This window comes from Nocardia ninae NBRC 108245 (assembly GCF_007990755.1).
Taxonomy (GTDB): domain Bacteria; phylum Actinomycetota; class Actinomycetes; order Mycobacteriales; family Mycobacteriaceae; genus Nocardia; species Nocardia ninae.
Genome location: NZ_BJXA01000037.1, coordinates 26773 through 47410, shown reverse-complemented (window position 1 = coordinate 47410; position 20638 = coordinate 26773). Strand labels below are relative to the sequence as shown.

At 69.0% G+C, this 20638-nt stretch carries 16 protein-coding genes; 8 read left to right on the top strand and 8 right to left on the bottom strand.

The features are described from left to right. Positions 1-33: 33 nt before the first annotated feature. A complete protein-coding gene (locus NN4_RS24720) occupies positions 34-987 on the bottom strand; it encodes a proteasome assembly chaperone family protein (protein WP_147135899.1) in 954 nt (317 codons plus the stop codon). 247 nt (positions 988-1234) lie between these two features. Between NN4_RS24720 and NN4_RS24715 the strand changes: the two genes are divergently transcribed. Together NN4_RS24715 and NN4_RS46265 are read left to right on the top strand one after the other, a co-directional pair. Further along, complete coding sequence (locus NN4_RS24715; RefSeq protein WP_246181063.1) at positions 1235-1945, top strand: sensor domain-containing protein; 711 nt, start codon at positions 1235-1237, stop codon at positions 1943-1945. Between the two features lie 138 nt (positions 1946-2083). Beyond that, positions 2084-3982 carry a DUF4192 domain-containing protein gene (locus tag NN4_RS46265; RefSeq protein ID WP_246181062.1) on the top strand — a complete coding sequence of 633 codons (1899 nt, stop codon included), beginning with the start codon at positions 2084-2086 and terminating at the stop codon, positions 3980-3982. Between the two features lie 268 nt (positions 3983-4250). Here the strand turns inward: NN4_RS46265 and galE are convergent, their stop codons facing one another. After that, the gene (galE, locus tag NN4_RS24705; RefSeq protein ID WP_147135896.1) at positions 4251-5231 is read right to left on the bottom strand and encodes a UDP-glucose 4-epimerase GalE; all 981 of its coding nucleotides are present in this window, start codon (positions 5229-5231) and stop codon (positions 4251-4253) included. A gap of 3 nt (positions 5232-5234) precedes the next feature. Next, the gene (locus NN4_RS24700; RefSeq protein WP_147135893.1) at positions 5235-5921 is read right to left on the bottom strand and encodes an iron-dependent transcriptional repressor DtxR; all 687 of its coding nucleotides are present in this window, start codon (positions 5919-5921) and stop codon (positions 5235-5237) included. A 198-nt stretch (positions 5922-6119) separates the two neighbouring features. Between NN4_RS24700 and NN4_RS24695 the strand changes: the two genes are divergently transcribed. From NN4_RS24695 to NN4_RS24685, 3 genes are all read left to right on the top strand, one after another. Further along, the gene (locus NN4_RS24695; RefSeq protein ID WP_371865699.1) at positions 6120-7388 is read left to right on the top strand and encodes an acetoin utilization protein AcuC; all 1269 of its coding nucleotides are present in this window, start codon (positions 6120-6122) and stop codon (positions 7386-7388) included. Further along, positions 7381-10053, top strand: coding sequence for a bifunctional acetate--CoA ligase family protein/GNAT family N-acetyltransferase (locus NN4_RS24690; RefSeq protein ID WP_147135890.1), 2673 nt, complete (start codon positions 7381-7383; stop codon positions 10051-10053). Before NN4_RS24695 ends, NN4_RS24690 begins: the two co-directional genes overlap by 8 nt. A 107-nt stretch (positions 10054-10160) precedes the next feature. Beyond that, positions 10161-10406 (top strand): hypothetical protein, encoded by a 246-nt coding sequence (locus NN4_RS24685; protein WP_186818616.1) that lies wholly within the window; start codon positions 10161-10163, stop codon positions 10404-10406. Positions 10407-10629: 223 nt separating this feature from the next. Here the strand turns inward: NN4_RS24685 and NN4_RS24680 are convergent, their stop codons facing one another. From NN4_RS24680 to NN4_RS24670, 3 genes are all read right to left on the bottom strand, one after another. Further along, a complete protein-coding gene (locus tag NN4_RS24680; protein ID WP_040736879.1) occupies positions 10630-11598 on the bottom strand; it encodes a sigma-70 family RNA polymerase sigma factor in 969 nt (322 codons plus the stop codon). A 192-nt stretch (positions 11599-11790) separates the two neighbouring features. Further along, positions 11791-13311 (bottom strand): DUF7782 domain-containing protein, encoded by a 1521-nt coding sequence (locus NN4_RS24675; RefSeq protein WP_147135887.1) that lies wholly within the window; start codon positions 13309-13311, stop codon positions 11791-11793. Positions 13312-13425: 114 nt separating this feature from the next. Continuing rightward, complete coding sequence (locus tag NN4_RS24670; RefSeq protein ID WP_147135884.1) at positions 13426-14166, bottom strand: VOC family protein; 741 nt, start codon at positions 14164-14166, stop codon at positions 13426-13428. 159 nt (positions 14167-14325) lie between these two features. Between NN4_RS24670 and NN4_RS24665 the strand changes: the two genes are divergently transcribed. Next, entirely contained in the window at positions 14326-15603 is a 1278-nt protein-coding gene (locus tag NN4_RS24665) for an MFS transporter (RefSeq protein ID WP_246181065.1), read from the top strand. A 1291-nt stretch (positions 15604-16894) separates the two neighbouring features. Beyond that, the gene (locus NN4_RS24660; RefSeq protein ID WP_281289404.1) at positions 16895-18532 is read left to right on the top strand and encodes a flavin monoamine oxidase family protein; all 1638 of its coding nucleotides are present in this window, start codon (positions 16895-16897) and stop codon (positions 18530-18532) included. A 15-nt stretch (positions 18533-18547) separates the two neighbouring features. Here the strand turns inward: NN4_RS24660 and NN4_RS24655 are convergent, their stop codons facing one another. After that, on the bottom strand, positions 18548-18892 hold the full coding sequence (locus NN4_RS24655; RefSeq protein ID WP_228541747.1) for a DUF3099 domain-containing protein: 345 nt from the start codon (positions 18890-18892) through the stop codon (positions 18548-18550). 161 nt (positions 18893-19053) lie between these two features. Here NN4_RS24655 and NN4_RS24650 point away from each other — a divergent pair, with 161 nt between their 5' ends. After that, on the top strand, positions 19054-19299 hold the full coding sequence (locus tag NN4_RS24650) for a DUF3039 domain-containing protein (protein WP_228541639.1): 246 nt from the start codon (positions 19054-19056) through the stop codon (positions 19297-19299). Here the strand turns inward: NN4_RS24650 and NN4_RS24645 are convergent. Then, positions 19272-20444, bottom strand: a complete 1173-nt coding sequence (locus tag NN4_RS24645; protein ID WP_147135868.1) for a YihY/virulence factor BrkB family protein — start codon at positions 20442-20444, stop codon at positions 19272-19274. The two genes, NN4_RS24650 and NN4_RS24645, sit on opposite strands and share 28 nt — an antisense overlap. Positions 20445-20638: the final 194 nt, after the last annotated feature.

Sequence of the window (20638 nt, the reverse complement as noted above, 5' to 3'; positions counted from 1 at the left end):
CGAACACCCTACGGGCTGCCGCATACGGGCTTGCTACCGCTGTTCGCCCGGTGGCGGGCCTTCCTCGCCCTCGTAGCCGCCTTGCTCGGCGAGGAAGCGCTCGAATTCGGCGCCGAGTTCATCACCGCTGGGCAGTTCGCCGTCACCGACGAGCAGGCTCGACTGGCGTTCCTGCGCGGTGACGAAGCTGTCGTACTGGCGCTCCAGCGCGTGCACGACCGTCTCCACCTCGGAGTTTCCGGCGATGTGCTCGTTGACCTGTTCGCGCACCCTGGCCGCCGCCTCGCCGAGTGCGGCGAGCGGGATGTCGAGGCCCGCGTTGTCGGCGACGTTCTCCAGCAGGGTCTGCGCGGCCTCCGGGTACGCGGTCTGCGCGAGGTAGTGCGGCACGTGCACGGAGAAGCCGACCGACTCGTGACCGTGCTGGGACATCCGGTATTCCAGCAGCGAGGACGCGCTGCCGGGCACCTGCAACTCACCGGGCCAGCGCTGATGCTCGGGGATGAGATCGCGGTCCGAGGAGTGTGCGGTCACGCCGAGCGGACGGGTGTGCGGGATCGCCATCGGGATGGCGCTGAGGCCGATGCTGCGCCGGACGCCGAGCTGTTCGGCGAGCAGACGGACCGCGGTGGTGAACTTCTCCCAGCGCAGGTCCGGTTCGATGCCCGCGAGCAGCAGGAACGGGGTGCCTGCCGTGTCACGCAGGGCCCAGAGGTTGAGCTCGGGCTCGGCGTACTCGGAGAAGTGGTCGGTCTTGAACGTCATGAGCGGGCGCCGCGAGCGGTAGTCGAGCAGCTCGTCCACATCGAACGAGGCGACCAGTTCGCTTTCGAGGCTCTCGCGCAGGTGCGTGGTGGCCAGCCGCACCGCATGCCCCGCATCGGTGAAACCTTCCAGTCCGTGCACCAGGACCGGACCCGCGCCGTCGTCGGACGACAGCTGCGGAGCTGGGAACTCCAGTTCGTACATTCGCGACTCGTGGTCCATCGCGTACTCCTTCCTGCGCGGGTCCGCCGGCACGGCTGCTGCTCGGGCGTTCGACACCTGAGTCGTTCGAGACGAGCGGCGTCCGAGACGGGGACCATGTCCATTGTCCCCCATGCCGGTGACTGTCACCGTGCACGGTCAGGACACCGACCCATACGACGAGCCAACAGCATCGGCGCCCCGCGCATTCCCGGTGGGGCGGCGTGGCGAGGCGGGTGGGCACCGGGAGTTTGGCACAGTGGGTCGGGTGACTGTGGCGGATTCGGCGCGCAGGGGGGTGAGCTTCGCCATGGCTGCGGCGTGTGCGGGGTTGCTCGCCGGGTGTGGGGCGACGGTGGCCGGTCATCCGGTCGCGGTCGAGCAGACGGAAGTGACGCGGCAGGTGGGTGCCGCGCTGTCGACTTTGCTGGTCGAACCGGCGCAGTTTCCGGCCAGGTATCCGGCAGTGGTGCTGCCGCCCGAAGCGGCGGCGCAGGCGGCCGGGGATCTGACCGGAGCCGGGCGGGGTGCACGGGTGCAGCCGGAGGGATGTACGCCGCCGCAGCAGGTGTTCGGGGCGAACAAGACTGAAATCGCCGTCGGTACCGACGATGCCACGCGAGCCACCCTCACGGTGGAGTTGACGCGGACCGAGCAGCCGCTCGCCGCGCTGCGCAGCCAGCTGAAACAGTGTGCGTCGGTGCGGGTCAGCCGGGGTGGGGCGCTGACGACCGTGACCACCGAGCTCGTGCCTGCGCCGTCGATCGACGCGGACGATGCGCTGGCGTTGCGGCGAACGGTAACACCGGATGTCGGCGGGGCCGGGTTGACCGAGACGATGCGGACGGCGGTCGGGCAGGTCGATGATGTGCGAATCACTGTGACGTATATGTCTTTTTCCGGTGCCGAGCCGGATGTGGCGGCGGTGGACGAGCTGTTCACGACGGCGGTGGGGCGGGTAGCCGGCGCGGGACGATAGCAGTTCTCGCGGACAGGCGAGTGGTGGTGACGGGCTGTCGCGGCTGAGTTGTCCACAGCGCGGGGGAATTCCCCAGGGTGGCTGAATCGCCTGGTGAACGCGCCGGGTTCGGTGCGGATGGCGAGCAGTCTCGACGCCATGACCACTCCCTCGAACCCCCGACCCACCGGTCGTGCTGCGGCACAGGCCGATTCCGAGCACGGTGATACCGGGCCTGCCGGCGATGAGCTCTTCTGTGCGCGTCCGTCGCTGCTGCGCGGCACCTCCAGTTCCCGAGCACCCGTGAGTCTCGCTGCGGCGATGCGATCGTGTCAGTTTCTTCGGCCGGGAGGTGAGAAGGACGACCACGGTACGGCGCGGGCGGACCGTGACGGGCGATTCGACGGTAGCGAGAACTCCGTTGGCAGCAGTCCTTCCGACGACGGCGGTCAGCCCGACGACGTACGACTGGGCGGGCTCGTGCTCACCTCTGATACCGATCCGGATGTCGCAACCGTGCTGGGTGAGGCCATCGAGCGAGTCCGCGACGCTGTGCGGCCGGGCACCACTGTGCGACCTGAAGACAACGTGCGCCCGGAAGCCGATATGCAGGCGGACGCTGCATGGCTGGAAAGCGCTGCGCGGGTGGAAGACGCTACGCTCCCCGCCGATATCGACCTGGCCGGGGCGGCGGTGCTCGGCGGAAACCCCGACCGGACAGACGACGCGGTGCGGCGGGGTGACCCTGTACGAGCGGAAGATGCAGTGCTCGCTGCGGATATCGATCAGACCGGTGCGTCCCTGTTCGATTCGGAGACCGAGGGGATCGGCGATTCGCTGGATGCCGGGTTCGGCGCGCTGACCGAAGGGGATGTGTTCGAGTCGGCTGAGCACGGGCGGATGGTGGTGTGTGCCGATCAGGCGCCGCCGTTCGAGGCGGACGTGCCGGATAGTGCTGTGCACGTGGACGAGCCGGGGGAGTTGATCGCGGCGGTGCCGGCGATGATCGGGTTTCCGCCGGAGCGGTCGCTGGTTGTGCTGGTGTTGCGGTCGGCGCCGGGGCGCGGTGGTGGGGCGATCATCGACGCGGTGGTGCGGTTCGATCTGGACCAGGACGGTGGGCGGCGCAGGCTGCGGGCCGGGATGGTGGCGAAATGTGTGATGCAGATCTGCGCGCACGATGACGTGGCCGAGGTGCTGGCGGTGGTGGTCGACGATAGGGCCGTGGAACCGACGGAGCACCGTTCGGAGATCGGGGAGCACTGCGGCACCGGGCGATTCGAGGTGTTGATCGACGCACTGGACCGGCGACTCGCCGCGCACGATATCGCGCTGGCCGGCGCGTGGGCGGTGTGCGCGATCGAGGCGGAGGAAGGCTGGTGGAGTTTGCTCGGCCCGGATCGGCGTGGGGCGCTGCCGGATCCGGCGACCTCGGTGGTCGCGCTGTCGAACGTGCTCGACGGCAAGCACGTGCGCGGCTCCCGAGCGGAACTGACGGCGATGGTTGTGGAGGATGTCGAGCTGCAAGATCAGGTGGCGTCGCTGTTGGACAGCGCGGTCGCCGTGGCTCGTGATCGGTATGCGCGGGCGGTGCGGCGCGGTGATCCGAGCTCCTACAGCAGGGAAGCGCTCGACTATGTGCTGTGGCAGATCGCGAACACCGAATCCGGTGGGCAGCTCATGGTGCCCGAAATCGCGGAACTCGCTGCGGCCCTGCGGGATCGAGCGGTCCGCGACACCATGTTCGCCTTGGCCGTCGGCGATCACGCCGTCGCCGCCGAGGGGTTGTGGGCGGCCCTGACCCGCGCCTTGACCGGCCGCGATCGAGCCGAAGCGGCAGCACTGCTCGGGTACAGCGCCTACGTGCGCGGCGATGGACCGCTCGCCGGCATCGCGCTGGACGCCGCATTGGATGCCGACCCGGACCATCCGCTGGCGACACTGCTGGAGACGTCATTGCACCTCGGTATGCGTCCCGACCAACTGCGGCGCCTGGCCCGCAGCGGTTACGACACTGCCGCGGACCTCGGTATCGATCTAGGCTCTCCGGCACCGTGAAGGGCCAGCCCGACACGGGGTTGCGCTGTCGGTTTCCAGCGGTCACCGCGACGTATGCCACTGGCTACCGGGTCGGCCCCGTCGCGGGCCGCTACGCCGGTGGTGGCGAAGGGCACACGGTGAACAGCGGCGTGGACGACCCACCGGGTGCGAGCCAGCGCTCGGCGACCGTCGATCCCCTGGGGCCCGCGAGTACGCAGCAGATGACCGGGGCAGCTCAGCGGAGGTGGACGGCCGTGCTGCCCCGGTCGATGCGGGACGCGGATCCTCAGCGAGCGCTGTGTGCGCGTGGGCCGAGCGACTGGAGGAAATCCCAGGCGTCGGAGACGATTTCGTCGAGATCGTTGTGCTTCGGGCGCCAGCCGAGCTCGGCGATGGCCCGCTCGCTGGAGGCGATGAGGGTTGCCGGGTCGCCGGGTCGGCGGGGGGCGTCCTGGGCGGTGATGGGCAGGCCCGTGACGCGTTCGCACGCCGAAATCACTTCGCGGACCGAGAATCCGGTGCCGCTACCGAGGTTGTAGATGCGGTGGGTGCCCGGCTCGGAGGTGGCCAGGGCCAGCAGGTGCGCCTCGGCGAGGTCGCGGATGTGGATGTAGTCGCGCACGGCGGTGCCGTCCGGAGTCGGCCAGTCGGTGCCGAAGACCGAGATCGCCTTGCGGTGCCCGAGCGCGACCTGCAGCACCAGCGGAATGAGATGTGTTTCCACCACGCGGTTTTCGCCGAGGCCACCATAGGCGCCGGCGACATTGAAGTAGCGCAGGCTGGTCGCCGCCAGTCCGTGCGCGATCGAGTAGGAGGTGATGGCGTGATCGATGGCGAGCTTCGACGCACCGTACGGGTTGGTGGGCCGGGTCGGCGCGTCCTCGGTGATCGGCACCTGCTCCGGTTCGCCGTAAACGGCGGCGGTGGAGGAGAACACCAGTCGTGGCGTGCCTGCCTTGCGCATCGCCTCCAGCAGTTCGAAGGTCTTCACCACATTGCCGTGCCAGTACTTCTCCGGCTGCTGCACCGACTCGCCGACCAGCGATTGTGCCGCGAAATGCAGGACGCCGTCGAAGGATTCGGCCCCGAGCAGGGCAGTCGCGGCCTGCGCGATATCGCCTTCGACGAAGCGGGCGCCGGACGGGACGCCCTCGGCGTTTCCGGTGGACAGGTCGTCGACCACGACGACCTCATGACCTGCTTCGAGCAGCACCTGCGCGCAGACCCCGCCGACGTACCCGGCTCCGCCGGTGACCAGAAGTTTCACGCGTCAGACCAGCTTGACCTGGACGGCGTGCGCCATCTCGTCGGACAGCTCGAACCCCTCGTGGCCCGGCACGGTGATGACCACCGAGCCCGGCTTGTTCTCGACGGTGACGCGTGCGTCGGGCACCACGCCCGCCTCACGCAGCTGACCGATGACCTCGGGGTCGGTCTGGATGTGCTCGGCCAGCCTGCGCACCACGACGGCGTGCACCTGGCCCTGCGGCAGATCGGAGAGCCGAACCAGGGTTTCCTCGGCGGAGGCCGGCGGCGCGATGCCCAGCTCGTCCAGGCCGGGGATCGGGTTGCCGTAAGGGGAGGTGGTCGGGTGGTTGAGCACCTCGACCAGACGCCGTTCGACGTCCTCGCTCATCACGTGTTCCCAGCGGCAGGCCTCGGCGTGCACGTTCTGCCAGTCCAGGCCGATGATGTCGACGAGCAGGCGTTCGGCGAGCCGGTGCTTGCGCATCACGGCGACCGCCATGCTGCGGCCCTTCTCGGTCAGCTCGAGATGACGGTCTCCGGCGACCAGCAGCAAACCGTCGCGCTCCATCCGAGCGACAGTTTGGCTCACCGTCGGTCCACTCTGTTCGAGGCGCTCGGCGATGCGAGCACGCAGGGGCACCACGCCCTCCTCCTCGAGGTCGTAGATGGTACGGAGATACATCTCCGTGGTGTCGACCAGATCTTTCACCAGTTACCCCTTCGTCGGCACGAATTCTACCTACGCACACCGACACGGCCCTGCGCCGGACGGTGTCGCGCCGCATGGTGCGCGGCAATGCGGGATTCCGTTCGGCGCACGGCTAGCCGCCGCGATCGCACTTATCTGTATTTCTACTGCATACCAACGTTCGACAGGGTCCGTACCTTCCCGCGTAGCGTTGCGAGCATGGCCACTGCACCGCGCGGCGAACGTCCGGCGCCACCCGGCGAACAGCGCAGCCCAGGAACCGTCGTGTGGACCGACCGGTTTCTCGACTACACCTGGACTCCGCAGCATCCGATGAAACCTGCGCGCCTGAAGTTCACCATGGCGCTCGCCGAAAGTCTCGGATTACTCGACGGTGTCGAGCTATTGGCACCCGCCGCGGCCGATCGAGCCGACCTGTTGCGCATCCATACCGCCGCGTACATCGATGCGGTCGAGCACGTCACGGCGCCCGCCGGTTCGCCGCAGGCCCCGCCGTTCGGTCTGGGGTCGCCGGACAACCCGGTGTTCCCTGGCATGCATCAGGCGGCCTCGGTGATCGTCGGCGGCACGCTGGCCGCGGCCAGGGAGATCGCCGAGGGCCGGACCAGGCGTGCGGTGAGTATCGGCGGCGGCATGCACCACGCGATGGCGGACTCGGCGTCCGGGTTCTGCGTGTACAACGATGCGGCGGTGGCCATCTCCTGGCTGCTGGATCACGGCTTCGACCGCATCGTCTATCTCGACGTCGACGTGCACCACGGTGACGGGGTGCAGCGCGCGTTCTACGCCGACCCGCGGGTGCTCACCGTTTCGCTGCACCAGCACCCGGCGACCCTCTGGCCGAACACCGGCTGGCCCGAGGAGACGGGTGCGGGCGCCGCCGAGGGGAGCGCGATCAATCTGCCGCTGCTGCCCGGCACCCGAGACGCCCAGTGGTTGCGCGGTTTCCACGCGGTCGTGCCCGGTGCGGTCGCGGCGTTCCGGCCGCAGATCGTGGTCAGCCAATGCGGGGTGGACACCCATCGCGAGGATCCACTCGCCGACCTGGAACTCACCGTGGACGGTCAGCGCGCCGCGTTCCGTGCCATGCGCGACCTGGCCGACCAATACGCCGAAGGGCGCTGGCTCGCCGTGGGAGGCGGCGGCTACGGGCTGATCCGGGTGGTGCCGCGGTCCTGGACGCACCTGCTGGCCACCGCGCTGGACCGCACCATCGCGCCGGAGACCGAGATCCCCCAGCAGTGGATCGACCAGGTCCGCGCGGCGGCGCCGAAGGTCGATCCGCCGCGCACCATGGGGGACGGCGGCGACATCGCCTACCGCCCGTGGGATGGCCCTGGCGGCACGGGGGAGACTGGGGACGCGCGCTTCGACCGCGCCCAACGCGCCATCGACACGGCCGTGCTGGCCACTCGCCGAGCGACTTTCGGGTTGCTCGGCCTGGACCCGGAGGACCCTCGTGACTGACCCCGTAGACACTCCGGACACACCGGCGGTCCCGCCCCCGCCGCCGCAGCACTGGTTCGCCGACGTGCTCGCCTCCGACGGCGGCGTGGTCCGGCTGCGGCCGATCACGCCGGACGACGCCGACGCGATGCAGGAGTTCCACGCCGCGCTGTCCGATCGCACCAGGTATCTACGTTATTTCGGTCCGTACCCGCGGATCTCGCCGAAGGATCTCTACCGGACCACCCATGTCGACTATCACGACCGGGTCGGCCTGGTGCTGGTGCTCGGCACCGCGATCGTCGCGGTGGGCCGGTATGAGCTGCTGGACCGGGACGGGCGGCGGTCCGCGGAGGTCGCGTTCGTGGTGGCCGACGCGCATCAGGGCCGCGGGCTCGGCTCGATTCTGTTGGAGCACTTGGCCGGTGCCGCCGCGGAGAACAAGATCGAGACCTTCGTCGCCGAGGTGCTCGCGGAGAACACCACCATGGTGACGGTCTTCCGGGACGCGGGCTATCAGGTGGAGCGCAGCAGGGACGGGTCGGTGCTGCACCTGGAATTCGCCATCGATCCCACCGAAGCCTTGCTCTCCGTGCGGGATTCGCGCGAGCGGGCCTCCGAGGCGCGCAGCGTGGGCAATCTGCTCACTCCGCGATCGGTGGCGGTGATCGGCGCGACACCGAGCACCGGCCGGGTGGGCGGCGCGGTGCTGAACAACCTGCTGTCCGGTGTGTTCCAAGGTCCGGTGTTCCCGGTGAATCCGAATCGGCGCGCGGTGCGCGGCGTGCGTGCCTACGCGACGGTGCGGGAGATCCCCGACGAGGTCGACCTCGCGGTGGTAGCGGTGCCGCCGGAGGCGATCGGCTCGGTGCTGGACGACTGTATGGCCAAGGGCGTCAAGGGGCTTGTCGTGCTCACCGCCGGCTTCGACACGACCGGTGTGGCCGGCGGGACGGCCGAGCAGGAGTTGGTCGCCGCCGCACGCGGACACGGGATGCGGGTGGTCGGGCCGAGCGCGCTCGGCATCGTGAACACCGATCCTGAGGTGGCGCTCAACGCGACGCTGGCATCGGTGCTGCCCAGCCGCGGGCGGATCGGGTTCTTCTGTCAGTCCGGGCCGTTGGGGGCGGCCATCCTCGGTGAGGCCGCGGCCAGGAATCTCGGGCTGTCGACGTTCGTGTCGGCCGGCGACCGCGCCGACGTGTCCGGCAACGACCTGCTCCAGTATTGGGACACCGACCCGGATACCGATGTGGTGCTGCTCTACCTGGAGAGTTTCGGTAACCCGCGCAAGTTCTCCCGGATCGCGCGCCGGGTGGCCAGGACCAAGCCGATCGTCGCGGTGAGCAGCGGTCGCCACGCCGCCCAACCGGCGGGCGATATGGACCGCTCGATCGTGCGAGACCTGTTTGCGCAGGCGGGAATCGTGCAGGTCGACTCCATCTCGGAGCTGTTCGACTGCGCCGCGCTGCTCGGGTATCAGCCGTTGCCCGGCGGTTCCCGGTTGGCGGTTGTCGGCAACAGTGCGGCGCTCAACTGGCTGGCCGTCGATGCCGCGCAGAGCGAGGGACTGACGGTCGGCGACCCGGTGAACCTGGGACCACAGGCGACCCCCGGCGCCTACCTCGACGCGACGGTGGCAGCACTGCAATCTGCCGATATCGACTCGGTGCTAGTGGTTTTCGCGCCACCGGTCCCGCTGCCGATGGCCGGCTTCGCCGACGCCATCCGCGAGGCTGCCGCTGCTGTCCCCGATTCAGGCAAACCGATTCTGACCACATTCATTGCCGAACAGGGCATTCCGCATCTGCTGGCGGTCCGCGGCGCGGGCGCGACGGCGGTGCGCGGGTCGATTCCCTCGTATCCCGACCCGGAGCGCGCAGCACGGGCGCTGGCTCGGGTCCGTCGCTACGCGGAGTGGCGCACCCGACCGGTGTCACAGGTGATGCGTCCGGACGGTATCGACACCGAACGGGCGCGCACGCTGGTCGCGCAGTGGATGGCCGAATCCGGCGGCCGTCGGCTCACCGACCTGGAAACCGTCGAACTGCTGGGCTGCTACGGCATTTCGGTGGTGGAGTTCCGCGAGGTGCGCAGCGCCGACGAGGCGGTCACCGCGGCCGAAGAGCTCGGCTACCCGGTCGCGGCCAAGGCGACCGGCGAATTGTGGCGTCGCCGACCGGATCTCACCGGTGTTCGGCTGGACCTGTGGCGCCCCGAAGCGGTGCGGCAGGCGTACGCGGACCTGGTCGAACTGTGCGGCGACCCGGTGCTGCACATCCAGAAGATGGCCACCAAGGGCGTCGGCTGCGTCCTGCGCGTCCAGGATGACCCGTCCTTTGGTTCGGTCATCGAGTTCGGCCTCTCCGGCCTGATCATCGAACTCCTCGGCGACCGCGCCTACCGAGCCCTACCCCTCACCGCCGACGAGGCAACCGCCCTCATCGACGCCCCCCGCGCAGCACCCCTGCTCTCCGGCACCCCCGCCAGCCCCCGCGTAGACAAGGCCGCCTTAGCCGAACTCGCCCAACGCATCTCAGCCCTCTTCGACGACCTCCCCCACATGCGCGAACTCTCCTTCGACCCCGTCCTGGCCTCCACCAACTCCGCCGAAATCCTCTACGCCCGCGGCCGAATCGGCCCCGAACCAAGCCGCTTCGACACGGGCCCCCGCCGCCTCGGCTGACCCACCGGGTCCGGCGTCCTGGCGCGCAGGGACTGGAGATCATCGAGTACGACGCCCAGGGCCCGGTGCGCATGAACGGCGTGTACGCACGCGATGAGGAGGGTCAGGTGGCGTACGTGCGCGAGCTCCTGGAGATTTTCGCCGCCGAGGGTGTCGATGCCGCTTTCGTGTTCCTCTTCGCGCTCTACGACCATGTGCACCGTTTTGACGGCGACCCGAAGGACGACTTGGACTCGGCCAGCTACGGCATCGTCAAAGTCCTGGATGCCGGTCTCGGGCAGGCCTATCCGGATATGCCTTGGGAACCCAAGGTGGCGTTCGGTGCGCTGGCGGAGCACTATCGGAAGGTCTGACGCATCCAGCAGCTGAAGCAACTGCCGGGAGTCGTTGGGCCGTCGCAGAATTGGACGGCCCGGCACAATTCACGCCGACCGGCTCGCGCTATCCCGGAGGGGGCGGAGATACGCGGCACCGGCCGGCGTTGGCAGGTGACCCCGAGGGTCACCAGGTCTGGACGCCGGGCTGGTCTCGGGGGAACCCGGCGTCGTTATGGGGCCGGAGTGTTCCGGCACGGGGTCAGCTGGCGTAGGCGCGGAGCCGGTCGGCCCGCTCGCCCTTGCGCAGCTTCGACATGACCTCGCGCTCGATCTGCCGGACGCGCTCGCGGGAGAGCCCGAAGAGCTTGCCGATCTGGTCGAGGGTGCGCGGCTGGCCGTCGTCGAGACCGAAGCGCAGGCGGATGACCTGCTGCTCGCGCTCATCGAGGGTGGCCAGGACGCTGCGCACGTCGTGGTGCAGCAGTCCGGCGATCACCGCGGACTCGGCGGAGGTGGCCTCGGAGTCTTCGATGAAGTCGCCGAGCGGGGCCTCTTCGTCGTTGCCGACCGGCATGTCCAGGCTGACCGGGTCGCGGCTGTGATCGAGCAGATCGGAGATCTTCTCGACCGGGATGCCGGACTCGTTCGCCAGTTCCGCGTCGGTGGCCTCGCGGCCGAGCTGCTGGTGCAGTTCGCGCTTGATCCTGGCCAGCTTGTTCACCTGTTCGACCAGGTGGACGGGCAGCCGGATGGTGCGGCTCTGATCGGCCATGCCACGGGTGATGGCTTGCCGGATCCACCAGGTGGCGTACGTGGAGAACTTGAAGCCCTTGGCGTAGTCGAACTTCTCCATGGCGCGGATCAGACCCAGGTTGCCTTCCTGGATGAGATCCAGCAGCGGCATGCCGCGGCCGGTGTAGCGCTTGGCGAGGGAGACCACGAGGCGGAGGTTGGCTTCCAACAGGTGCGACCGTGCGGCCTGGCCTTCGCGAACGATGAGGGCCAGATCACGCTTGCGGGTGGCCGACAGACGTTTGCCGGTCTCCAGCAGGTGCTGGGCGTAGAGGCCCGCCTCGATACGCTTGGCCAATTCGACCTCGTCGGCGGCCGTGAGCAGCGCAGTACGGCCGATTCCATTCAGGTACACGCGTACCAGATCGGCTGCGGGGCTCTGGGCGTCGAGGTCCGAATCGCTGATGCGCACACGAGTGGTGGCGGGGCTTGTCATGACTTGCCTCCTGTCGGTGGTGTCTCACTCCGAACAACGGACCCGACAGAGATAAAGTTCCCCGTCGTGGCTCAGATAAACCGCTTTGACGTGCGGTTTTCCTCACTCTCGTCTGAGAAGTTCCTGAGAAGCTCCCAGCGGTGGAACGCCTGCTGTCCGGTGCCTGCACCGACCTACCCGCGATCGCCGGATTTACACGGGCCGCACCAATCCGTGGCGGACCAGTCCGGCCACCACGGACAACGCTTCGGCCGCGAACTCCGTGGTCACTTCGGCAGATCCGTGGGCAACCGCCAGCAGTTCGATCAGTTCGTACAACGGCAGGCCGTCCGCGCGCATTCCCGCCAGCAGCGAGATGGTTGTCTCGTCCACCTCGTGCTGCCAGCGCGGCCCGTCGCCGCGGTGCACCCGCGCGACCTGCTCGGCCCAGCCGTCCGGGCCGGGCAGCGCGACGCGTTCCAGCGCGGTCGCCGGGTCCACCACGAAACGTGAAGTCCAGGCCAGTTTTTCGTCACCGGCGACGGCACGCAGCCAGGCCGAACGCTCGAAGTAGCGGGTCGCCTCGTCGCCGAGCGGGTCGTCGAAGCCGTGCGTGAGGTCCTCGGCGAGCAGTTCGGTCGGGGCGTCGACGGCGCGCAGATAGACGAAGCCGAAGCCGATGCCCTCGACGTCGGCCGCGGTGAAGGCGTCGAGCCACTGCTCGGCGCGCGCCTGCGCGGCCGGGTCGCGCGGGTCGAGGCCGGCGTCCCGCAGCCAGGTGCCGACATAGAGGGCGGGGTCGGCGACGTCGCGCTGCACCACCCAGGCGTCGACGCCGTGCGCGGGCAGCCACGACGACACCCGGTGCCGCCAGTCCTCGCCGTCCACATGCACCCAGGCGGCCAGCATCGCGGCGGTGCCGCCCGGAGCGAGCAGGTCCGCCGCCTGCCCGATCACCAATTCACTGGCGCCGTCGAGGGCGAGCCCGGAGTCACGGTAGGTGTGCTCGATCCTCGCGGGACCCACCACGAACGGCGGGTTCGCCACCACCTGGTCGAAGCGGCGGCCAGCGACCGGTTCGAACCAGGAGCCTTCGAGCAGTTCGATATCGAGTCCGTTGAGCGCGGCGGTGGCCTCGGCGAGCCACAGCGCGCGGGTGTTCACGTCGGTAGCGGTCACCTGGTTCGCGTAGGAGGCGGCGTGCACGGCCTGCACGCCGCAGCCGGTGCCGAGGTCGAGCACGGAGCCGACCTTGCGGGTCGGGGTGGCGCGCAGAAGCGAGAGGGAGGCGTGGCCGACACCGAGCACGTGGTCTTCGGTGAGCGTGCGCCTGCGCATCGAATCGTCGAGGTCGGACAGGATCCAGCGGGTGCCTGCCCCGGCGTCCAGTGGGCGCAGGTCGAGCGCGGCGCGGACGGTGTCGCCGTCGCGATCGAGCAGGCCCGCCGCCACTGCGCGGTCGATATCTACCGGCAGTAGGGCGGCCGCGACATCGCGTTCGGGCAGTGCGTCGCCGAGTAGCAGCAACCGGATGAGCGTGCCCAGTTCGCAGGCGTCGCGGGCGGCACGGCGCACCGGGACCGGTTCCGATCGGCCCAGCGCCGCGTGCACGTCTTCGCCGAGTACCGCCAGCAGGGTGTCGGCGTCGTAGCCGACCCTGGTCAGCGCCGTCCGGAGCTCCGGGCACAGCGCGGTGAGCAGGGATCCGGTGGTCGTCGATCGGTTCGTAGGCACATCGGTACTCTGCCACCGCTTACTCGGCCGACTTCGCAGGTGGTGCTCTCGCGGGTAGCTGTGCGCGTCCGGGGAGCAGTCGGATAGTGCTGGGCCGCGGTAGCGAAATCTTGGTCAGACGCCCCTAGGGTCTCGGGCGGTGATGCAGTAGGTGGCGCCTGCGGGGTCGTGCATGACGATCCAGTGTTCGTAGCGATCTATCACTGTGGCGCCGAGGGTTTCGTGCCAGCGGGCGGTGGCGTCGATGTCCGAGGAGGACAGATCGATGTGCGCGCTGGTGGGGCGGTCGTTCTCGAGGCGCTGGAGTAGGAGCTGGATGGGGAGGGATTCGGCGGCGCGGAGGCGGGCGAACTCGGGCATCCTGCCCTGCTCGAAGTTCCAGCCGGTCAACGATTTCCAGAAGTCCGTTTCGGCGGCGTGGTCGGCGGGGCCGATGTCCAGGCACACCTGGTCGAGGCGGCTGAGGGTGCCGTCGGGGGCTTTCGTGGCGGGGGCGGGGGTGCCCCGGCCGTGACCGCTCGGGGTGAGGCAGAAGGTCTGGCCGCCGGGGGAGCGCAGGACGGCGTAGTCCGGGTGATTCGCGACCAGTTCGGCGCCGAGGTCGAGCGCGGTGCGCACGGCGGTCGGGATGTGGTCGACGTCGAGGTCGAGATGGACGCCGCCGAGACCGGTCACCGCCTGCATCTTCACGCCCGCCGCCGCGAACAGCGCGGGATCGGGGAGCAGCGTGAGGAATTCGTCGTGCTCGCCGCGGCGAGCCGACAGTTCGGTACCGGTGACCGTGGACCAGAACTTCGCGCAGTCGTCGAATCGCTGTGCGGGGCGGTCCAGGAAAGCCCAGATCCACCGAATCATGTTCACTCCTGTCTTGTGCCCGCAGACACCATAGGGAAAGCGACGCGCGGTGTCGAGCGGATTGGCGTGTCGCCGTTCCTGGCACGATCTTGGTGTTTTGTGGCCTTCCGGCTGCTCGTTGCGCGGCCGAATTTCCGGCACGCTCAGCGGGTGACCGAGCTGCAGACACCACCGCCAGTACCGTTGCACGACACCGTCGCCCGGCGCGGTCCGCATCCGGCGTGGATCGTGGCGGGGGTCGGCTTCGTCGCGCTGCTCGGTGCGGCCGCGTTCCGCTCGGTGCCCAGTGTGCTGATGGATCCGCTGCACGCGGAGTTCGGCTGGTCGCACGGCACGATCGGTGCGGCGGTCTCGCTGAATCTGCTGTTGTACGGGTTGATTTCGCCGTTCGCGGCGGCGCTGATGGACCGGTTCGGCATCCGCAAGGTGGTGTCGGGGGCGCTGGTGCTCGTCGCGGCGGGCGCGGGGCTCACCGTGTTCATGACCCAGCCGTGGCATCTCATGCTGACCTGGGGTCTGCTGGTGGGTGTCGGGGTCGGGTCGATGTCGATGCCGTTCGTGGCGACCATCACCGGCCGCTGGTTCGTGCGCCAGCGCGGACTGGTCACCGGGGTGCTCACGGCGGCGGGTGCGACCGGTCAGCTGGTGTTCCTGCCGCTGGTGTCGATGCTGGCGCACGAGCACGGCTGGCGGCTGCCGTCGCTGATCGTCGCCGGGACGGCGCTGGCCGTCGTGCCGCTGGTGTTGCTGTTCATCAGGGACTATCCGAGTGATGTCGGGGTCACCGCGTACGGCGCGGAACCGGGCAGTGTCGTCGGCGTCCGCACACCGGCCTCGGTCGGCGCGTCCCGCGCGCTCACGGTGCTGGCCAAGATCGCGCGCACACCCGGATTCTGGCTGCTGGCAGGTGGTTTCGCGGTCTGCGGCGCGTCGACCAACGGTCTCGTCGGCACCCATTTCGTCAGCGCCGCGCACGACCACGGCATGCCGCCGACCGCCGCCGCGAGCCTGCTCGCCGTGGTCGGCATCTTCGACGTGGCGGGCACCATCGCGTCCGGCTGGCTGACCGACCGCATCGATCCGCGCTATCTACTGGTCGGCTACTACGTGCTGCGCGGCCTGTCCCTGCTCATCCTGCCGTCGCTGCTGGGCCCGCACACCCAACCCAGCCTCTGGGTGTTCATCATCTTCTACGGCCTCGACTGGGTAGCCACCGTCCCACCGACCGTCATGCTCTGCCGTGAACTGTTCGGCAACGACGGCCCCGTCGCCTTCGGCTGGGTCTTCGCCTCCCACCAGATCGGCTCCGCCATCGCCGCCACCGGCGCGGGCGTCATCCGCGATGTCCAAGGCACCTACGACCTCGCCTGGTACTTGGCCGGCGGGTTATGCGCCACGGCAGCCGTAATGTCCGCCTTCATCCGCCGCAAGGCCTGACGCCCGCCGCCATGTCCCCTCCAGCGTTGACGCTGCGCGCGAACGGGACATGACGGTGGCGTCGCTCGGCGGATGCCGTCCTGGTGTCCCGTTGGGCGTGGTCGGCATCCGCGGGTGGGACCTGGTGGCGGCTCGACGCGGTGAGTGATGCCGTTGTCTTCCGTTGGGCGCCGATGGCATTCGCGGATAGGACGTCGTGGCGGTTCCACTCGGCCGGTGTCGCCGTGTCCGCCTTCATCCGCTGTAGGGCCTGACGCCCGCCGCCATGTCCCCGCCAGCGTTGCTGCTGCGCGCGAACGGGACATGTCTGCGGCGTCGCTCGGCGGATGCCCTCCTGGTGTCCCGTTGGGCGTGGTCGGCATCTGCGGGTGGGACCTGGTGGAGGCGTCACCCGGCGCATGCCGCCGTGGTGTCCCGTTGGGCACGGACGGGATTCGCGAACGGGACATGTTGGCGGGTCTGCTCGATGGATGCCGCCGTGGCGTCCCGTTGGCTGCTGATGGCATTCGCGGGTGGGACGTGGTGGCGGTCCCACTCCGTGGCTGCGCCGTGGTGTCTGCCTTCATCCGCCGTAAGGCCTGACGCCGCACGCTCATGTCCCCGCCGTCACGGTGGTGCGCCTGAACGGGACGTGGTGGAGGTGTCACTCGGCGGATGCCGCGCTGGTCTCCCGTTGGGCACGGACGGCGCTTGCACGCGGGACATGGTGGCGGCCCCGTTCGGAGGGTGCCGCCGTGGTGGCCCGTTGGGACGGCCGGGATTCGCGAGCGGGACATGTTGGCGGGTCTGCTCGATGGATGCCGCTGTGCTGTCCCGTTGGCTGCTGATGGGATTCGCGCGCGGGACATGGTGGCGGCCGTCTTCGATGGGTGGCGCCGTGGTGTCCCGTTGGGTACGGCCGGGATTCGCGAGTGGGACGTTGTGGCGGTTCCACGCAGTAAATGCCGTCGTGGTGTCCCGTCGCTGCTGATGGCATTTGCGAGTAGGGACTTGATGGCGGTCCCGCTCGGTCGGTGCCGTGGTGGTGTGTCCACATTCATCCGCTGTAAGGCCTGACGCCGATCAGTCTCACGATCTCGGCGAGGGGACCGGGGCCGGGAAGTTGATCTTGTGGGGCGGTTGGGGTGGTGAACGGGACTGGTCGGCGGCGACACACCTCAGGTGCCGGGATCGGGGCGGTGACGTGTGACACAGTGTCTGCGCTGAGGGTGGGTCGGTGGCCCGATCAGCACGGATCGGCCGCGTGGTCGATCCGGTGGTGTGGACCGGATCGCAGCAAAGGAGCTGGATCGTGCGTGAGAACACCGTTGGTCGGCGTGATCTGTTGCGTTACACCGCTGCCGGTGCTGCCGGGCTGGTGTTGGGGGCGGCGGGTGGTGCGGTTGCTTCCGGCCATTTCGCCGGCCGCGAGGCGTTGCGGCCCGCGGCCGGGGGTGCCGATATTTCACCGTCTCGGCGGGATCGGGCTCGGCTGGTCGCCCGGGACATCGTGGGTGTGGACGAGTCCGGTCGCGATGTTCGGGCCCTGCACCGGGAGTTGCTTGCCGGCGCGGGCCCGAAGCGCACGGACAACCCGCAGGATGTCGCCGTGGTGGGTGCCGGTGCCGCCGGGTTGGCCGCGGCGTGGATCCTGGCGCGGGCGGGGCATCGGGTGCGGGTATTCGAGGGTTCGGACCGGGTGGGCGGCCGGATTCGGACGCTGCGGGAACCTTTCACGGCCACCGGTGGTCACGGCGAGGCCGGTGCGATGCGCATCCCCACCACGCACATGATCACCACCGGGGTGCTGGCCCGGTTGGGTGTACAGACCCGCCCCTTTCACATGACCCACCCGCATCGATTGGTCAGCGCCGGTGGCGTATCGATGACCCGGGCCGAATACACCACTGATCCGGCACCGATCGCGGGGGTGTTCGGTGCCGAGGCGGTGCACGGCCGCGCGCTGCTCGATCAGGTGCTGGCGAGCACGGGCGTGCACCGAGACAGCGATGTAGCAGCCTGGACCGACTTCCTGGCCCGCTACGACGAGATGTCGCTGCGGGATTGGCTACTGGCCCAGGGGCTTTCGGAATCGAGCATCGACCATCTGGGCTCCATCGAGGGCATCACCGCCCGCATGGGTTTGAGTCTGACGCACAACCTGATGACCGCCACCAATCTCGCACCCGGCACCGAGCTGGTCGAAATCGTGGGCGGCACCGACCGGTTGATCGTCGAGTTGGCCGGTGCCGCGAAAGCCGCCGGCGCGGAGATCATCACGAACTCCGTGGTCACCGGGATCGACGGACGACACCCGCGGGTGCGGCTGAGGTACGGCGCGGGCGAGGACACCGTGGAGGTCGATCGCGTCGTGGTCGCGGCACCGTATTCGCTGCTGCGTTACCTCGGCTTCCAGCCGGCCCTGTCCTACGGCAAACAACGCGCGATCGCGGAGCTGCATCACGACGCCGCCACCAAAACCTTCCTCGAGTTCTCCACCCGCTGGTGGGCCGGGCACGGCGGCATCGACGTCACCGACGCCCCACCACGACTGACGGTGTACCCCTCTCATCCCACCGGCGACGGTGGCGTCGTCATCGCCTCCTACACCTGGGCCGACGACGCGCATGCCTGGGACGGCCTGCTCCCGGCCGAACGCGCGGCCGAATGCCTCGATCACCTCGCCGACGTGCACGGCCCCGCCGTCCGCGCCGCATGGACCGGCGGCTACGCCTCGCACTCCTGGGCCACCGACCGCTGGGCAAACGGTGAAGCCGCGATCTACCTGCCCGGGCAATCGGTCGAGATCGGCCCGGACACCCGCACCCCCGAAATGGACGGGCGGGTCGCGTTCGCAGGCGATGCCACCTCCACCCGAGGCCGAGCCTGGATCGAAGGCGCACTCGAAAGCGGCGCCCGCGCCTGCACCGACCTCGGCATCACCACCTGACGGGGCAGCGGACCGTCAGCTGTCGATGGCGTTGTGCGGCCGGGCTTCCAGCGCGGCGCGGCGCTCGTCCCAGCGGCTCGGTTCGTCTTTGCGACGCGGCGGACGGTCGTTGGCGATGAGGACGGCGATCCAGGGGAGCGGGATGGAGACCGCGATGATCAGGATCGACAGCAGGGCGCTGCTGAAGGTGCTGTAGGCGATCGCGGCCAGCACCAGGCAGGGGATGCGGAACGCCATGATGATGGTGTAACGACGCACGCGCGAGCGGTGCTGGTCTTCCAGCGAGGGCTGCGCCTCGGTGATCAGGACCGGATGCTTGTCGTCGGTGCCGGGGAAGTAGCCGGAGGATTTCGGCGGCATCGTCACGTCCGGACGCTCACCACGGCCGATGTCGCCGGCGTCGGGGGAGTCGCCGTGCTGCTGCATGCTTCGAGTCTTCCACTGTCGGAGCCCCAGTGCACACAGTGTGGTCAGCCGGACACTGGACCGTGATCGGTCACCGTTTGCGCGGATGCGGCATCATGGAATCCGTGAACACCGACACCATGGTTCGCCCCGATTCGACCACCGACGAGTCGACGAGCGACGACACCCCGAAGTTCTTTCACTACGTCAAGAAGGACCGGATCGCGGAGAGCGCCGTCATGGGCACCCATGTCGTCGCGCTGTGCGGAGAGGTCTTTCCGGTGACGCGCTCGGCCAAGCCCGGTTCGCCGGTCTGCCCGGACTGCAAGAAGGTCTACGACGGGCTGAAAAAGGGCGAATGAGGTTGTGGGGGCGGCGTCTGCGCGGACGCCGCGCCCGGTTGCTCGGGTGCGTCGACAGGTGACGGCGGAGGCTTCTCCGCCGTCTCGGTGGTTTCTGTCTTCGGATCGTCCTCGTCGGGCGAATCCCCGGTCAGCTGATTGGTGATCCATTCCCGCACCTGCTCCATCCGGGTCGTGCGCGCGGGCCAGAACTCCTGCACGGCGGCGTTGAATTCCGCGCCGAGGATGATGGCGAACCCGAGGAAGTACGTGAAGAGCAGAAACGCGATCGGCGTCGCCAGTGCGCCGTAACTCACACCCGTCTCGGTCACCCAGGACAGATATCGGCGCAGCACCTCACTGGCCGCGATGAAGAACACGGCCGCGACCAACGCCCCCGCGAACATGCGATGCCAGGGCAGCGAGGTGTGCAGCGCCAGCTTGTACAGCGTGGTCAGCACGATGATCAGCAGTAGCCCGACACCGGGGTAGTAGAAGAAGTCCAGCAGTTGCAGCCCGGTCACCCGCCACGGCTCCGGCAGCACCCGCCCGATGATCGTGGGCCCGAGCGCCACCAGCGGCAGGATGAACACCGAGGCCACCAGGAACGCCACATACAGCAGCAGCGCGAAGATCCGCTGCCACACCGGATGTCGCAAGTCCTGCTGACCATGCGCCTCGACGATCGCGTCCACGAACGTCGCCATCGCCGACGACCCGGCCCACAGCGACAGCACGAAACCCACCGAGACGACCGCGCCGCGCCCCTTGCCGAGCACGTCCTTGACGGTCGGCTCGATCAGATCCGACACCACACTGGAGCTGAACAGATCCCGGCTGAACGAGATGATCTTCGATTCCACGATCTGCACGGTGTCCGGCCCGAACCAGGTGCCGACGTACCCGAGGCTGCCGAGCACCCCGAGCAGCAGCGGCGCCAGCGACAACGTCTGCCAGAACGCGGCGGCCGCGGACTTGGCGAAGATCGAGTCGTCCCAGGCCTTCACCGCCACCCGTACCGTCAGCCTGACGGTCTTCCTGCGGGCCCGGCGCAGCCGGATGGTCACCCGCTGCGCCGAGGTCAGTTTGCGCGCGGCCAGGCCACCGCTGAGCGACGGTATGTCGGTCCGCAGCGGTTGGTCCGGCAGGGCGTTTTCCTCGGGCATCGTCCCTCAAGCATCGCGCACGAGTGGTGTGCGCATCGGATTCCGGGGGCGACGTGTCGTCGGGCAATGGGTGAATTCCGGCGTGTCGGTAGTTGAACATGTGATGCCCATCGCCCACGCCGCGTCGGTTTGGCAACACGCCGGGCCGGGCCAGTAGGGTCGACTGCGTGACTGGGTCGGGTGGCGCCGCTGTG

Coding starts and splice junctions, on each gene's coding strand:
- NN4_RS24720 (WP_147135899.1), bottom strand. CDS start 987: ATGGACCACGAGTCGCGAATGTACGAACTGGAGTTCCCAGCTCCGCAG.
- NN4_RS46265 (WP_246181062.1), top strand. CDS start 2,084: ATGACCACTCCCTCGAACCCCCGACCCACCGGTCGTGCTGCGGCACAG.
- NN4_RS24695 (WP_371865699.1), top strand. CDS start 6,120: ATGGCCACTGCACCGCGCGGCGAACGTCCGGCGCCACCCGGCGAACAG.
- NN4_RS24680 (WP_040736879.1), bottom strand. CDS start 11,598: ATGACAAGCCCCGCCACCACTCGTGTGCGCATCAGCGATTCGGACCTC.
- NN4_RS24670 (WP_147135884.1), bottom strand. CDS start 14,166: ATGATTCGGTGGATCTGGGCTTTCCTGGACCGCCCCGCACAGCGATTC.
- NN4_RS24655 (WP_228541747.1), bottom strand. CDS start 18,892: ATGCCGCCGAAATCCTCCGGCTACTTCCCCGGCACCGACGACAAGCAT.
- NN4_RS24650 (WP_228541639.1), top strand. CDS start 19,054: ATGGAATCCGTGAACACCGACACCATGGTTCGCCCCGATTCGACCACC.
- NN4_RS24645 (WP_147135868.1), bottom strand. CDS start 20,444: ATGCCCGAGGAAAACGCCCTGCCGGACCAACCGCTGCGGACCGACATA.